This window comes from Mycetocola tolaasinivorans (assembly GCF_003667565.1).
Lineage (GTDB): Bacteria > Actinomycetota > Actinomycetes > Actinomycetales > Microbacteriaceae > Mycetocola > Mycetocola tolaasinivorans.
Genome location: NZ_RCUX01000001.1, coordinates 84,331 through 100,384, shown reverse-complemented (window position 1 = coordinate 100,384; position 16,054 = coordinate 84,331). Strand labels below are relative to the sequence as shown.

Sequence of the window (16,054 nt, the reverse complement as noted above, 5' to 3'; positions counted from 1 at the left end):
CCGCGGCTCACGAGGATACGAAAACGCACTACGCGAAGCCGATCTGCACGCCCGTGAGCATGCCTCCCGTTGCCAAGAATCCCCGACCAGGCGGATAATCGGCACGCTTTGCGTGCGTAAACGGCGTGGTAAACACCGTTGGTGCATCATTGGCATCCGGTTGCAGGGCGAGCGCCCATCGGGCGCCACGCAGCGGGCTGACAAGCTCCCACACCGTGCCCATCGTGGCGTTCTCTCCCTCAACCAAGACCATCAGCTCGCTGCGCCGCAGGAGCTTCAGGAGCGTGGCCAGAGCCTGCTCGTTTCCGGTGCCATCGAACCCACCAATATCCTCGATGATGACCACGCCCCGGCAGCCCGGCCGCGGAAACTCCGGCGGGGCAACCGGCGCGGCAGCCTCGGGTGTCGGGGCCGCCGACAAATCCGCACCCCCCGACGGCGGCCCGATAAGTGCGGGAGCTTCCGCGATCGGCTGCGGGGTGCCAATCAGACCCACCGTCAGCGCCCCCGCCTGCACGGGAGCCGGTCCGCCCAGCGCCGTGGTGAGCTGGGCAATCACCCGCTGACGCTCAGCCGCGTTATCGGCGAAGTCCGCAATAATCGCGCCGCCGCGCAGCGGGGAACGCCGCGAGGAAATCACGATCGTATCCACATCACCGCCGCCCGCCCGCGCACGCTCCCGAGCTGCCTGCCACAGCGACCGAATCGCCGTGGTACGCCCCGAACCGGCGGGGCCCGTAACGAGCATCAGGCCGGAATCTGCCGGAGAAACGGCCGCCAAATGCACCGTATCGATCGCGAACGGAAACTCACCCGGCCGAGCCTCGATCGCGCCACGTTCGATCCGCTTGGGCACCTCCGGAATCCCCGCAACTCGCCGCACCCCGGCAGCCATCAGCCGCTCTGCCCGCTCGACAACGGCCTGCTCAGTGTCCTCGGGTGTCGCCCCCGCCCCGGGAACCGCCCACTGTATATCCTCCTCGGTGCCCATCCTCAGGGCCCGCCCCGGTTCGCTGTCCTCCAGCACACCGCTCGGCAGCCCCAGCGCCTGATAGTCGTTATCGGACGCCAGACGAAAGGACAGCCGCTCGGGAATCGACGCACCCAGAGTCGCCGGAAAATCCACCGCCCGCTCCGAGGCAATCGCCACGTGCACGCCCACGTTTCGACCGTCGCGCGCAATCTCGATGAGATCTTCAAAGGGGTGGGTGCCCCCGCCCAAAAACTCATAGGTATCTCGGAACGCACCGAATCCGTCCAGAAGAAGAAGCACCGGTGCCCGTTCACCACTCCCCTGCCGCTCCGCAACGATCCTCTGGAGCATGCTGAGCAGCCGCACCACCCGATCCCGCTCCGCTATCGGGATAATATCGCCCGCGTTGGGAAGCGATTCGAGCGTAGACAGCCGCCCACCCGCTCCATCGAGCCCGTACACCGACGCCCTCGGATCCCGGTCGATCAGGGCGATCGCCAGCGTGATGAGCGCCGTGGTTTTGCCCGTTCCCGCCGCCCCAAACAGGGCAATACTGCCCACATCCTCCAGCGCTACCCGATAGGTCGATCGTCGCTGAAGGTGCGGCTCATCCACCATCCCCAGCGCCAGCCCCAACCCGGCCGGGTCAGTCTGCTCGGGTTTGCCGGGTTCCCGGGTCGGTGCGAGCTGTCCCGTCGCTAAGGACCGTCCCATCGGTACTTTTGCGCCGGGAATACGAGGCACCCCGGACAAACGCGGAATACCGGAGCCACGAGTCGTGCTGGAGCCCGAGCCTGCACCGTCACCGCCGGGCACGCGGGGGGTCTCCCCCGGGGTGACCAACTCGGACAGCGGCAGCACGGTGGGGAGCTGATCCACCCACGGCCGCCGGGGCACGCTCAGCGCCAGCCCCTCCGCGGCGGAGCGGATGTTTCGGACGAGTGCCTCGATATCCCGCGGCCCCTTTGTCGTCCGCTTGCGTGCGATGCGCTGCTCCGGATGCAGCGACCACGCGGCGTGCTCGCCAAAATCCAGCGAGTGAATCTCCAACACCTCCTGATGTTCGCTCTCGGAACGCCCACCCAGGTAGCCGGCCTGGAAGTGCGTGAGCCGGCCGGCCCCCACCTTGACCGCGGCCCGGCCGGGAGTTTCCGGAGCGAACGCGGCGGCATCCGCAACCCCGAGCACATCCGTGCTGTCGGCCGGATCGGACATTCGCAGACCAATGCGCAAATTGGTGTTTGCACGGAGGTTATCGCGGATAACTCCGGCCGGACGCTGCGTCGCCATCACGAGGTGCAGCCCGAGCGAGCGCCCTCGCTGGGCCACATCGATCACGCCGTCGACAAACTCGGGAATCTCCCCCACCAACGCCGCAAACTCGTCAATCACGATGATGAGGTTGGGCGGGGTGCTCGGATCCCCGGAGCGCTCGAGCGCCACCAGATCCTTCGCGCCCTTTTCCGCGAGCAATTCCTCGCGATAGCGCAGCTCGGCGCGCAGCGAGGTGAGGGCACGGCGAACCAGGTGCGTGTTCAAATCCGTCACCAACCCCACGGTGTGCGGCAGCGACGTGCAGTCGGCGAAGGCAGCGCCGCCCTTGTAATCCACCAGCAGAAAGGTCACCCGGTCGGGCGCGTAGCTCGCCGCCAGTGACAGAATCCACGACTGCAGAAACTCCGACTTCCCCGACCCCGTTGTCCCACCCACCAGGGCGTGCGGGCCGTGAGTACGAAGGTCCAACGCCACGCTCCCGGCGCTGCCGAGACCCACAACCGCCGTGAGATCCCCCGCCTCACGCTCGATGCCCGGCACCCAGGAACGCACGAGACTATCGTTGGCTTCCCAATTCATGCGCACCGCATCAGGGTTACCCACAACGTCTCGCGCAAGCAGGGTTCCGAGCGCAACGCTGCCGGGAAAATCGCTCTCATCCAGCACCCGCGCGCCGGCATCGACGATGGGGGCCAGTGCTCGACCAAACGCGGCGGTGGGTTCGACGCCGGGAAGGTCCATCCGCCCCAGCTCCACCACGCGCCCCTGCCGAACGAAGTGCACCCGGCCGCCCGCCTCGGACATCTCAACCGTGGTCCGGCAGGCCGCGGGAATGAAATCGAGCTGGTCATCCACCCAGATGATGTGCACCCCCACATCCGCACCGTCCTCCGCCAGCCCCACGAGCCGCGCACGCTCCACCAGGGAGGTGCAGAGAACCAGCACAACAACGATCGGGGTCGCGGGGGCAGACGTGACGGCGGCACCGCGCTCGGAGAGATCCGCGCCGTCCGTGGTCATCCGCGAGCGAATCTCGCCGCTCGCGCCCTCGCGACGCGTCAGGATTAAACCCTCCAGCGAGGTAAGAAGACTCGCCGAGCCGGGAGTATCGTTCACCAGGTGTGATGTCGAGATCGGGCTAAACACCGAGTCCACGTGCGGTACCCATTTCAACCAGGACCACCCCGCGGCGGACTGCTCGGTGTCGGTGAAGGCCGTAAGGACAAGATCGGCCGGCGAGTGCAGGGTGAGCAGCTGAATCAGCAGCGAACGCGCCTCCGCGGCGGCCCAGAACGGATCGCCGGAAATCCCCAGGGCACCACAGCGGTCAAGCCGTTCGATGACCGGAACATCCGCGCAGGTACGAAACTCGGTACTCACCTCGGTCAATGCCTGCCAGTGAGCCGCCGCGATCTTTCCGCGCGACGGCAGCGTAATTTCCTTTCGGCTGGGTAGCGTCCCGCGGCCCAGGTTGAGCTCCAAAAACGCGCGGTGCTCGGGGCGACGGGTCCACAGCAGCCGGTCTCTGCTGGAGGGCACCGCGAGCAACTCGGTTGAGTCGGGGCTCTCGGCACACCGCAATTCATGCTCACGCGTGCGCTCGGCCGCCAGCTCAGCACGAGCCTGCGCTAATCCCGTTTCAAAATCCGCCGTTTCGCGCGCGAGCGTGCGCTTCCGGGTCAACCGGGCATCCAGCCAGGTACCCAGCATGATTAGCGGAGACAGTGCGACAAAAACGAGGCTCATCATCGAGCCGGTGACCGCGTACAGCACCGAACCCATTACGATCGGTGCCACCATCGCAATCAGCGGAAAACGGGTGTTCGCGGCACTCTCCGGCGGCGTCGGCAGCTCCAGCGGTTCCGGGGCGAAGAGCGGATCCACCCGCGGAGACTGCAGGTGCCGGATCGTGGTCTCATACGGCTGATCGGGACTCGGCGGCGCGTCCGGAGTGATCCGAAGGTGTACGGTGCCCAGGCGTACCTCGCAGGGGCGCGTGATCGAAACGGAGCTGACCCTGGTCTCCTCGGAGGCCCCGCGATCAGAAACAAGCAGAATCCCATTCGCCGAACCGGCATCCTCGAGTACCAGCCAGGAACCATCGGATTTCACAACCGCGTGGCGGCGCGAAACACTGGAGTCGTGAAGCTGCACCCGGTTGACCCGGTCGCGACCGATCGTCGTTTCTCCCCGAACCGCCGAAAATGTGACATCCTTCTGCGGCCCCGAAAGCACCCGGATGTGCGCGGTGGACATACGGACCCGCTGATAGTGCACCGCGTCACGCTCGAGAATCGGCTCGACGGTACTGCCCGCCAGCAAACCCGAGTGCCCAAGCGCGTCACCGCGATCGAGCGCCAGGGGTGGACGATCGGGATGCCGAGCCACGATGGTGAGCGGGGCGGTCCCGCGCTGTGCGATGTCCAGCAGCCGAGGGTCCCCGGCCCCGGCACGAACCAGCGTGCGGGCAACCTCGCCCACGGTGGCGGTGACGTCGGCGGTCAGGGTGGCATCACGCACGTGGGTGGTGCTGTCAGAGGACTGAAAGGTGAGCGACACTCGGATCTTCATGTGGGGTTCGTTCCTGCTGGCAACCGGAGCGGATTCGGCTGAACCCAGTTGCAGCATAGGTCAGCCTCACAGACCTCGTTACGACAGCCGCCGACAGTGGGTGTCGGGCTGTCGTACGCGCGGTTGGCGAGTGCATCGAAGCACGGAACCGCGGAGATTATTACAGGAGGAAGCCTCGCGTACCCGCTGTGTTTCGCACTGTGACCTCGGGTTACCGTTCCCTCGAGCGCACATTGATGCCCCTCCCTCGCCGTTGCTAGTTTTCTCGAAACATCAGCCGCCATGATTCGAGGGAACCGCCGTGACCATTGCCCCCACCCGTTCCGACACGAGCGCGCCCATCGGTGCCGAAACGCTCCTCGCGGGGCACCGCGTTCCGCGGGTAGGCCTCGGTGCCGCGCGCCTCACCGCGGGCGATGGCTGGGGTATTCCCGCCGACCCCGAAGTGCCGCGGGCACTGCTGCGGGCCGCGCTGGATGCCGGGATCCGCTACGTGGACACCGCGGACGCCCTCGGCCCCGGTGTGAGCGAGGGCATCATCGGCGACGTCATTGGCAATCGGGACAACGTCCTGGTCTCCACCAAGGTGGGCATGCTGCGCCCAGCCGCAAACCGCTGGGGCATCCTCGGCCAGCCCGACTACCTGCGCCACGCGGTCCACGCCTCGCTGCACCGTCTGAAGCGCGAGCGCATTGACCTCCTCTTCCTCCACCGGATCGATCCGAACGTCCCGCTCGAGGATCAGCTGGGCGCCCTCGCCGATCTGCGCGATCAGGGCAAGATCGGCCACATCGGGCTGAGCGAGCCGACCCTCGATCAGGTAAACGCCGCCCTCAAACTCGAACCCATTGCCGCCGTGCAGAGCCTCTACAACGTGGCCGCGCGGGAGAACGCTCCGGTGATCGAGCGTCTCGGAGACCTCGGTATTCCCTTCATCGCCTACTGGCCGCTGATCGGGCGCGGGCTGCCCGCCGACGCCCACGCCCGCGTGTTTGCCGCGCTCGAACCCGCGGCACGCGCGCACGAGACCACCGTGCAGTCCATCGCCCTCGCCTGGATCTTCCACACCGTGCCCGACGGCCTCGCCGTGGTGGGCAGCCGCAACCCCGCACACCTGCGCGACAACCTCGCCGCCACCGGCATCGCGCTCAGCACCGAGGAGGTGCTGGCCATCTCCGCCGCGATCACCGAGGCTCAGGGCGGCCTCGCCTTCGATCCGAAGCACAGCCCGCACGCCGGCTAGCAGCCGCCCGCCTCCCCGCTCCCCCGCTCCCCCGCATCGCCAAAGGACACAGACATGACCACGGATCCGCTCGCCACCTACCTCGCCTACGGACAGCGCTCGCTCGCCCCCGCCCCGATCGGCGACGCCGAATCCAGGTTTGTCGGTGCCCCGGCGAACCTGCACGAGCGCATCGCCGCACGCATCGAGCAGCTGCGCCCGCGCCTGCACGAGTTCGCGGTGGATCTCTATCACCACCCCGAGCTGGGCTTCGAGGAGCACCGCAGCGTGCAGAAGATCGCCGAGCTGCTCGCCGAGGAGGGCGTGGACACCGAGGTGGGCGTGTTTGGGCTCCCGACCGCGTTTGTGGCGAGTGCCGGATCCGACCTCGGCGACGGCCCCCACTTCGCGATCATCGCCGAGTATGACGCGCTGCCCGGGGTGGGCCACGCGTGCGGACACAACGTCATCTCGGGCGTCGCGATCGGTGCCTTCCTCGCGCTGCGCGACGTGGTGGCCGAAACCGGCGGCCGCGTCTCGCTGATCGGCACCCCGGCCGAGGAGGGCGGCGGCGGAAAGGAACTCATCATCCGCGCCGGAGGATTCGACGGCGTGGATGCCGCCGGCATGGTGCATCCGAGCGTCGGCCACGAGGTCTCCCCGATCTATGGCTCGGGGACCACCGGTGTGCGCCGCATCCGGGTGGCGTATCACGGCCGGGCCGCGCACGCCGCGGGCTCCCCGTATCTGGGCCTCAACGCCCTCGACGCCGTGGTCACCGCGTATCAGGGGATCGCCCAGCTGCGACAGCACATCCTGCCCATCGACCGCATCCACGGCGTCATCACCAACGGCGGCAGCGCCGCCAACGTCGTGCCCGAGCTCACCGAGGCCCACATCCTGGTGCGCTCGAGCGAGATCGACACCCTGAAGATCCTCACCCAGCGCGTCGTCGACATCCTCGAGGCCGCGGCCCTCGCCACCGGCACCCGCGCCGAAATCGATCTCGACGCCGAACCCGCCTACCTCCCGCTGGCAAACAACATCGCGCTCACCAAGCACTGGGCCCGCCACCTCACCAGCCAGGGCCGCACCGTGCCGCTCAAGCCGAAGGTCGTGCGTCACGGCGGCCCCTCCACCGACATGGGAAACGTCAGCCAGTACATTCCGGCGATCCACCCGGCGCTCGGACTCGGCGGCGACGGATCCGTCGTCCCGCACAACGCCGGATTCGCCGACATCACGATCCTGCCCGAAGCCCTCGACGCCCTCGTCGACGCCGCCACCGCCCTCGGGTCAGCCGCCGCCGACTACCTCGCCGATGCCGAACTGCGCGCGGCCGTCACCGCCGAGTTCGAGGCACGCGGTGGACGCGTGCGCTGGGAGGACTAGCGTGAGCACCCTCGACCAGACCGAGGCACCGGAACACCTCGCGGAGGTGACCGAGACCGCCGCCGAGCCCGCGGGCACAGAAGCAGCAACTGACCCGCAGAACGCCGAGGTCCCCTCGGTCGCCTCACTCCTGGCCGCCGCCTCGCAGACCGAGGAGGTCAGCCGGCTCACACGCATCCGCGGCATCGCCTCCTACGTGGGCCACCGCCTGCTCGACATCATCCTGGTGCTCTGGGCCGCCGCCACACTCTCGTTCGTGGCACTGCAGCTCATCCCCGGCAACCCGCTGGACAAGATGCTCTCGGGCATGCAGGAGGCCACCCCGGAGATTCGCGCGCAGATCGCCGCGCACTACGGCCTCGATCAGCCGATCATCGTGCAGTACCTCACCTACCTCGGCGGCGTGCTGCGCGGTGACTTCGGCATCAGCTACCAGCGCGCCTCCCCCGTGACCGAGGTGATCCTGAGCGAGATTCGCCCCACCGCCGAGCTCACCGGCTGGGCGATCCTCGTCGCCATCGTGGTGTCGGTGCTGCTGGCCCTCGCCACCTCCGGCCGCCGTCGCGGTGCCCGCGCCTTCGCCCAGGGGTTCGAACTCATCGCCGTCTCGGTGCCGTCGTTCTGGCTCGGCATCATCCTGATGACGGTGTTCTCGTTCACCCTGCAGTGGGTGCCCGCGTTTGGCACCGACGGCCCGGGGTCGCTCGTGCTGCCGGTGATCACCCTCGCGCTGCCGCTGATCGGCGTCATCACCCAGGTGCTGCGCGAGCGGATGGAGCACGTGCTGCACGAGCCGTTCGTCACCACCATTCGTGCCCGCGGACTCGGCGAAAACCGCCTGCGTTCGCGCCACGTGCTCCGCCACGCGAGCCTGCCCGCACTGACCCTCACCAGCGTGATCTTCGGCTCGCTGCTGAGCGGCACCGCGATCATCGAAACCCTGTTTGCCCGCCCCGGCCTCGGCCGCGTTGCGGTGGTCGCCATCCAGGACCGCGACTACCCGGTCGTGCTCGGCTTCGTGGTGTTCGCCGCCCTGGTGTTCATCATCATCAACACCATCGTTGACCTCCTGTACCCGCTGCTCGACCCGCGCCTGAGAGGGGGCCACTCATGAGCCTCAGCCTGAACCCACGCCTCAGCGGCGGCCGCACACCGCGGGTGCCCCGTGCCGAGCGCGTACGCTCCGCCCACGCCCTGCATCCGGGCGTCGCCCTGTCGGCCCTCGTGGTGCTGCTGCTCATCGTGGCCGCGCTCTGGCCGGGGCTCTTCACGAACCAGGATCCCATCGAGGGCGACCCCGCATCGGCGTTTGCCGGATCGAGCGCCGCCCACATCCTCGGCACCGACCAGCTCGGCCGAGACCTCTTCTCCCGCATCATCCACGGCACCGTCTACTCACTCTCGCTCGGTGTGGGGGCCTCGCTGATCGGCCTGATCGGCGGCGTCATCCTCGGTGTACTCGCCGGATACTCCCGCGGCATCTGGGATCGCGTCATCACCCGCGCGCTCGACGTCCTGCTGGCCTTCCCCGAGGTGCTGGTCGCGCTGCTGACCATCACGATCCTCGGCCCCGGCCAGTGGAGCCTACTCTGGGCGGTGGGCCTCGGCCGCATCCCCGGGGCCGCGCGGCTCGTCCGTACCCAGGTGCTGCAGATTCGCGGCTCCGGCTTCATCCGCTCGGGCATCGCGCTCGGGCTCTCGCCCACCCGCCTGATCCTGAAGCACGTGGTGCCCAACAGCCTCGGGCCGGTACTCGTGCACGCCGTCATCGGCGTGGGCGTCTGCATCATCTTTGGTGCGGCGCTCAGCTTCCTCGGACTCGGCGCGGTACCGCCCACGCCCGAGTGGGGCCTGATGCTCTCGGAGGCACGCCAGTACCTGAGCATCGCCCCGTGGATCGCGATCTGGCCGGGTGTGTTCATCACCCTCACCGTGATCAGCGTGACCGTCACCGGCCGCTGGCTGCAGCAGCGTTTCATCAGCAAGAGGAGCTCCCTGTGACCACCACCACTTCGGCCGCCGCCGCCGATGCGCTCGTGTCGGTGCGCGATCTCACCATCACCTTCGGCAGCCACATCGCGGTGTCCGAGCTGTCCTTCGATCTGACCCCCGGCCGCTGCGTGGCCCTCGTCGGCGAATCCGGCTCGGGGAAGAGCGTGTCCGCGCGGGCGCTGCTCGGCCTCGTCGGGCCCGGATCCCGGGTAGACGCTGCAGAACTCCGCCTCGGCACCCACGATCTGCGCGCCCTCACCGCCGCCCAGTGGCGAAACGTCCGCGGACGCGAGGTGGGGCTCGTGCTGCAGGACGCACTGGTCTCCCTCGATCCGCTCAACACCATCGGCAGCGAGGTTGCCGAATCGCTGCGCCTGCACACCGGCCTGGCCAAAAAGCCCGCCGCCGAGATCGTGCACGGGCTGCTGAGCCGCGTCGGCATTCGTGACCCCGAGGAGCGCGCGGCGCAGTATCCGCACCAGCTCTCGGGCGGGCTGCGACAGCGCGCCCTGATCGCGAGCGCCGTGGCCGCCGGGCCTCGCGTGCTGATCGCCGATGAGCCCACCACCGCACTGGACGTGACCGTGCAGGCCCAGGTGCTCGAACTCCTCGCCGAACTCAAGCGCGAGGGCACCGCCCTGCTGCTGGTCAGCCACGACCTCGCCGTGGTCTCCGAGCTCGCGGACGAGATCATCGTGCTGCGCGCCGGTGCCGTGATTGAGCGCGGAACGCCGGCCGAGATCCTGCACAATCCACAGGCTGACTACACGAAGCAGCTGCTCGACGCCGTACCCTCCGCGCACACCCGCGGCGAACGGCTCTCCCCGCTGCCGCCCGCGGTGTTCACCCGGCAGCGCACCGAGACACCCGCGGCAGAGCCCAAAACCGGCCCCATCCTCGAGGCGCGCAACCTGGTCAAGAGCTACCCCGTCGCCCGCGGCCGCCGCACGACCGTGCTGCACGATGTGTCGTTCACCCTCGAGCGCGGCAAGACCCTCGGGATCGTGGGCGAATCGGGCTCGGGGAAGTCCACCGCGGCCGCGATCGCCCTCGGCCTCACCCCCGCAGATTCGGGCGAGGTAGTGCTCGATGGCGAGGCGTGGTCCACCCTGCGCGAGAAGGATCGGCGCGCACGGCGTCGCAGCATCCAGACAATCTCGCAGGACCCCCTCGGCTCCTTCGATCCGCGCTCGAACGTCCGCACCCTCCTCGGTGAGGCGCTCGGCACCGTGGGTGTGCCCCGCGGCGAGCGCGACGATCAGGCCGTGGCGCTGCTCGAACAGGTGGGGCTCTCCGCCGTTCACCTCGGCCGGCACCCCCTCGAACTCTCCGGCGGCCAGCGGCAGCGCATCGCCATCGCGCAGGCGCTGTCCACCGGACCGGATGTGATCGTGTGCGACGAGCCCGTATCGGCGCTCGACGTCTCGATCCAGGCACAGGTGCTCGACCTGCTGCGTGACCTTCAGGAGCAGCTGCACGTCTCGCTGCTGTTCATCTCCCACGATCTGGGGGTGGTCCGCCACGTCGCGCATGACGTGGCGGTCATGCAGCACGGCCGGATCGTCGAGTTTGGCGAAACCGGCACCGTCTTCGATGCGCCCCAGCATCCCTACACCCGGGATCTCATCGCGGCCATCCCCACCATTTCTTCCCCCTCCCTCACCATCTGAAAGGCTTCACCCCATGCGATCTCGCACCCGCAACGCGGCACTGCTCGGCGCCACCGCCGTGCTCACCGCACTCGCCCTGACCGCCTGCTCGGCGTCCGCCTCCCCGAACACCGGTGCCTCCACCGGTACGGAGTCCTCCGCGACGCCGGTCAGCGGCGGCACCCTGCGCTACCTCGCGAACACCGAGCCGCCCACCTGGGACGGCCAGCGCGTCCCGAGCCTCAACCTCAACTCGATCAACTCCTCGATCTTCGACACCGTGACCGTGCAGGCCGAGGACGGCACCTATAAGCCGGGCCTCGCCACGAAGTGGGAGGTCAGCGAGGATGGTCTCACCTACACGTTCACGCTGCGCACCGACGTGAAGTTCCAGGACGGCAGCCCGTTCAACGCCACCGTGCTGAAGCAGAACTTCGATCGCCCGCTGAACGAGACCGGTCTCGCAACCGCCTCCAGCGGCATCGTCGAAAACACCGTCGTGGACGACAGCACCCTGAAGGTGACCCTGTCTCGCCCGAACGCCTCGTTCATCCACGCGCTGTCGACCCCGCACTGGCCGATCTACTCGGGCAAGGTCCTGACCGAGCACACTCCGGCCGAGCTCTCGGCCAACCCGAAGCTGTCGGTCGGATCGGGGCCGTTCAAGGTCAAGGACTACGTCAAGGGCTCGAAGATCGTGCTCGAGAAGAACCCCGACTACAACTGGGCCCCCAGCACCTGGGGTCACACCGGCCCCGCCTACCTCGACGAGGTCACGATCCAGTTCGTGCCCGAGCCGCAGGCACGCATCGGTGCGCTCGGCTCCAAGCAGGCCGACGCCATCGACCAGGTACCACCGCTGAACATCCCCGAGGTCAAGGCCGCGGGCGGCAAGATCCTCGAGAAGGACAACACCGGAACCCCCTACTACCTCGCGCTGAACCCCAACATCGCGCCGTTCGACGATAAGAACGTGCGCATCGCCTTCCGCGACGCGATCGACGTCGACGGCCTGCTGAAGAGCGTCTACGCGGGCGAGTACAAGAAGGCCTGGACCACCACGCTGCCGGACACCCCGCCGCTGGGCTCCTACGATAAGTCGCTCGAGAAGAGCTGGAGCTTCGACCCGAAGGCCTCCGCGAAGCTCCTCGACGAGGCCGGCTACACCGAGACCGATAAGGATGGCTACCGCACGAAGGACGGCAAGCGCCTCACCATCAACTGGGCCGTCGACTCGCTCTACGTGCAGACCGATCAGCGTCAGCAGCTCGGCGAGGCCATCGCCTCCTCGCTGAAGAAGGCCGGTTTCGAGGTCATCCGCACCCCGTACGACACCGCTGCATTCTCCGCCCAGCTCGCCAAGAACGAGCACAACCTCGCCGACTCCTCGCGCGGATACGCCGATGTGGGCACCACCATTCAGCCCTACCAGACGAACGCCATCCCCAAGGACGGCGGCGGATCCGGCATCAACTACGGTCTGCTCTCGGACCCGCAGATCGATGAGTCCGGCAAGATCGTGAGCGCCAACTCCGACCCCAAGGTGCGCATTGCCGAGGCACAGAAGGTGCAGAAGCGCATCCTCGACGAGGGCTTCGCCATTCCGCTGTACGTGCCCAAGAAGATCGTGGGCACCAACGCCAACGTGCACGGCTGGAAGTTTGACGCGGTGGGCTACACCGACGCGTTCTACGACGTCTGGCTCGGTAAGTAACCCTCCACCCTCCCCACGGCGGGCATCCGCGGCCCGGATGCCCGCCGTCTGAAAGGACACACACCATGCCACGCATCGACCTCTTCTACTACGGTGACGTCACCAACGGCCAAAACCCCGCCGCCCTCTACCGCGATATCGAGGAGCAGGTTGTCCTCGGCGATCAGCTCGGCTACAACGGCGTCTGGGTCACCGAACACCATCAGAATGCCCGCGGCGAGGTTCCCGACCCGCTGCTGTTCCTCGCCCGGCTGAGCGCGAAGACCTCGCAGATCCGCCTCGGCACCTCGGTGGTCTGCGCGCCGTTCTACCACCCCATTCGTCTGGCCGAATCGGCCCTGCTGCTCGACGCGCTCTCGGGCGGTCGCCTCGACCTCGGCGTGGGCAGCGGTGCCGGAACTGAGGACCTCCTGGGCGTTTACGGCCTGATCCCCGGTGAGGGATCCGCCCGCTCCCGCGAGGTGCACGAGATCCTGCGCCAGGCCATCGACCTCGGCCGCGTCACCTTCCACGGCGAGTTCTACGACTTCGACGACGTCGAGATCTCCCCGCCCGCCGGGCGCCCCGCAAAGGACGTCATCTGGACCGCCGCCGGCCGCAACGCCATCGAGCTGGCCTCCGAACACGGCTATCGCCTGATGATCCCGCGCCCCATGCCGCTGCACGCCCGCCTCGCGCTCAACGCCGAGTACCGCGAAAGGGTGCCCGGGGGCGAGGTCATCCACCTGCGCTCGGGTCTCGTTGCCCCCACCCGGGAGCTCGCCCGCGAGCGCGCGGTCGAGTTCCTGCGCGACTACGCGGCCATCTACCTGAAGGTGGACTGGCGCGGCGGGCCGGACAGCGCCGACTTCGACGACATCGCAGAAAAGCTCTCCTTCGCCGTGGGTACCCCCGAGGAGGTCGCGGATTCGATCTGGCGCTGGACCGACCAGTTCGACGGCACCGAACAGACCGCGATTCAGTTCCAGGGCCCGCACGTCAAGCCCGAGCACATCCTCGAATCCATCGAGCTGTTCGCAACTCAACTGCCGGGGCTGCGCGGCTCAACGCCGACGACCGCGATTCCCTACGTGGAGCGATCCATTCCATTCCGACCGTCCGGCGACAACCTCGCCCCGTATGAGAGCACCGTGGAGGCACGAGTATGAGCACGCCAGAGATTTCGATCAGCCGCCGCCCCGAACCCAATGAGATCTCCGCGCTGGGCACCACCGCCCCGCTCGGCAGCACCGTGATCGGGGAGCGTCTGCGCGTGGGCTTCATCACCCACCTCGACCAGAACACCGACACCGCAACCATCTACCGCGAGAACATCCTGCTGTTCCAGGAGCTCGAAAAGCTCGGCTACGACAGCGCCTGGATCGCCACCCGGCACTTCCACTCGGGCTGGGCCGCGCTGCCGAGCCCGTACGCGTTCCTCGGTGCCGCCGCGGTCGCGACCTCGCGCATCGGACTCGGCACCGCGGTGCTGCCGATCGTGCTGGATGATCCGATCCGCGTGGCCGAGGACGTCGCGGTCATCGATCACCTCTCCGGTGGCCGCCTCATCCTCGGTGTGGGCAAGGGCGTGCCGTCGGACTCCTTCCACGTGTTCAATGCCTGGGAGCAGGATCGCGACCGCAACTTCGAGGACAAGATCGGCTCCCTGCACTGGGCGCTTGAGGGCTCGCAGGTGCCCGAGGGCAGCGCACACATCTGGCCGGCGAACGCCGGACTGACCGGACGCGTGGTGCACGGCAGCTCCAATATCAACACCATTCGCGCGGCCGCGGTACGCGGGGACGGCTTCATCCTCGAGCGCTTCGGAAACGGTGCCGAGCGCACCGCCGAGGCCCGCGCCGGATTCCAGCAGCGCCAGGCCTACTCGGTGCGCGAGTATCGCCGGGTGTTCCACGAAACCTGGGGCGACACCCGTACCCCGTACGTGGTGACTTCCCGCACCGCCTACCCGGGCGCCACCAACGCGGCCGCCCTGGCGGAGGCCGGGGAGCGCGCGGGCCGCTGGAACGAGTTTGCCGCGAAGATCGGCCGGGTGGATCTCACCGCCTCGATTCCCGACCAGCTGCTCTCCGACAACTTCATCTGGGGCACCCCGGAGGAGCTCGCCGCGGACCTGCTGGCCGACCCCACCATCGCACTGACCGATGAGCTGATCCTCGGCATCCATCCCGCGCTGCACACGCTCGAGGAGACCGTGGAGAAGGCGCGGATCCTGCTGGAGGAGGCCTACCCGCTGATTCAGGCCGGATGGGCGCAGCAGCGTGAGGCCGCCCTGGCCGAGGCGATCCGGCCCCTCACCCCCGAGCAGGTTCGCGCCGAACAGGAGCTCTACGCGCACGAGCGTTCGGGCACCGTACTGAGCGGCACCACCGATGCCGCCGCCGAAACCACACAGGAACGAGTAACCACCAATGTCTGAGTCCACCACCGCGCCCGCGGACACCACCGCCTTTGTCGACGACTGGAACGCCTGGCACGAGGCCCGCCTCCAGCAGACGCTGTCGCCGTACGGCATCGCCTCGCTCGTGGGCACCAACTGGCTGACCGAGCACGCATCCGAGGTGCCCGGGCTTCCCGGAACCTGGCAGCGCGAGGGCAACGCCATCGTCGGACTCATCCCCACCGATGTCGAGCAGCCCGCAACGACCCTGCGCGTCGAGCTGGGCTCCGACCTTGAGTTTGGCGACATCATTCTGCGCGCGTTTGCCCGCGGTGAGGATCTTGCACTGCGGGTACTCACCCCGCGTTCGGAGACCCGCAGGGCGATCGCCGAGATCGCCGCGTTCACCCCGGATCCTGCCTGGGTGTTCCCCGCCCGCTTCGAGGCCGCCGCGGATGAAACCCTGGCGATCGAACTGGTCGACGGCTTCGTGCAGGACAAGCCGCTCGAGGGCCGCCTGCACGTCAACATCAACGGCACCTGGGCCGCGCTCGTGGCCACCGCCGCCGGCAACGCCTACTCGGTGGTCTTTGCCGACCAGACCGGGGCAGACACCGGCGCTGAGGACGAAACCTACCGGTTCCGCTTCCTCACCGTCCCGGCCGCCGATGCCGAGGGCAACACGGTGATCGACTTCAACCGCGCGTTCGTTCCGCCGTGCGGCTTCAGCGACCACTATGTGTGCCCGCTGCCCGCGCCCGACAACCGCCTGGCCCTGCGCGTACACGCCGGCGAGCGTCTGCCGGTGGATGCCAGCGGTGCGCCGTACCGGCACCACTAGGCACCAGATAAAAGCTCCCCGCCATGATTGATGGCGGGGAGCTTT

At 68.1% G+C, this 16,054-nt stretch carries 10 protein-coding genes; 9 read left to right on the top strand and 1 reads right to left on the bottom strand.

From position 1 onward, the window contains the following. Nucleotides 1-28: 28 nt before the first annotated feature. Nucleotides 29-4,819 carry a type VII secretion EssC family protein gene (locus tag D9V32_RS00425; protein ID WP_183086105.1) on the bottom strand — a complete coding sequence of 1,597 codons (4,791 nt, stop codon included), beginning with the start codon at nucleotides 4,817-4,819 and terminating at the stop codon, nucleotides 29-31. A 301-nt stretch (nucleotides 4,820-5,120) separates the two neighbouring features. Here D9V32_RS00425 and D9V32_RS00420 point away from each other — a divergent pair, with 301 nt between their 5' ends. The 9 genes from D9V32_RS00420 (at nucleotide 5,121) to D9V32_RS00380 (ending at nucleotide 16,009) form a co-directional block, all read left to right on the top strand. Continuing rightward, a complete protein-coding gene (locus D9V32_RS00420; protein ID WP_121646932.1) occupies nucleotides 5,121-6,062 on the top strand; it encodes an aldo/keto reductase in 942 nt (313 codons plus the stop codon). 54 nt (nucleotides 6,063-6,116) lie between these two features. Next, on the top strand, nucleotides 6,117-7,433 hold the full coding sequence (locus D9V32_RS00415) for an amidohydrolase (protein WP_121646931.1): 1,317 nt from the start codon (nucleotides 6,117-6,119) through the stop codon (nucleotides 7,431-7,433). Between the two features lies 1 nt (nucleotide 7,434). Beyond that, nucleotides 7,435-8,547 (top strand): ABC transporter permease, encoded by a 1,113-nt coding sequence (locus D9V32_RS00410; protein WP_245981857.1) that lies wholly within the window; start codon nucleotides 7,435-7,437, stop codon nucleotides 8,545-8,547. Next, nucleotides 8,544-9,434: an ABC transporter permease gene (locus D9V32_RS00405; RefSeq protein WP_121646929.1), complete on the top strand. Its 891-nt coding sequence runs from the start codon at nucleotides 8,544-8,546 to the stop codon at nucleotides 9,432-9,434. The genes D9V32_RS00410 and D9V32_RS00405 overlap by 4 nt, the downstream gene beginning before the upstream one ends. Beyond that, a complete protein-coding gene (locus D9V32_RS00400; RefSeq protein WP_121646928.1) occupies nucleotides 9,431-11,095 on the top strand; it encodes a dipeptide ABC transporter ATP-binding protein in 1,665 nt (554 codons plus the stop codon). The genes D9V32_RS00405 and D9V32_RS00400 overlap by 4 nt, the downstream gene beginning before the upstream one ends. Before the next feature lie 13 nt (nucleotides 11,096-11,108). Then, nucleotides 11,109-12,788, top strand: coding sequence for an ABC transporter substrate-binding protein (locus tag D9V32_RS00395; RefSeq protein ID WP_121646927.1), 1,680 nt, complete (start codon nucleotides 11,109-11,111; stop codon nucleotides 12,786-12,788). 65 nt (nucleotides 12,789-12,853) lie between these two features. Next, nucleotides 12,854-13,936 (top strand): LLM class flavin-dependent oxidoreductase, encoded by a 1,083-nt coding sequence (locus D9V32_RS00390; RefSeq protein ID WP_121646926.1) that lies wholly within the window; start codon nucleotides 12,854-12,856, stop codon nucleotides 13,934-13,936. Continuing rightward, nucleotides 13,933-15,207: an LLM class flavin-dependent oxidoreductase gene (locus D9V32_RS00385; RefSeq protein WP_121646925.1), complete on the top strand. Its 1,275-nt coding sequence runs from the start codon at nucleotides 13,933-13,935 to the stop codon at nucleotides 15,205-15,207. The genes D9V32_RS00390 and D9V32_RS00385 overlap by 4 nt, the downstream gene beginning before the upstream one ends. Next, on the top strand, nucleotides 15,200-16,009 hold the full coding sequence (locus D9V32_RS00380) for a DUF1684 domain-containing protein (protein WP_121646924.1): 810 nt from the start codon (nucleotides 15,200-15,202) through the stop codon (nucleotides 16,007-16,009). The genes D9V32_RS00385 and D9V32_RS00380 overlap by 8 nt, the downstream gene beginning before the upstream one ends. Nucleotides 16,010-16,054: the final 45 nt, after the last annotated feature.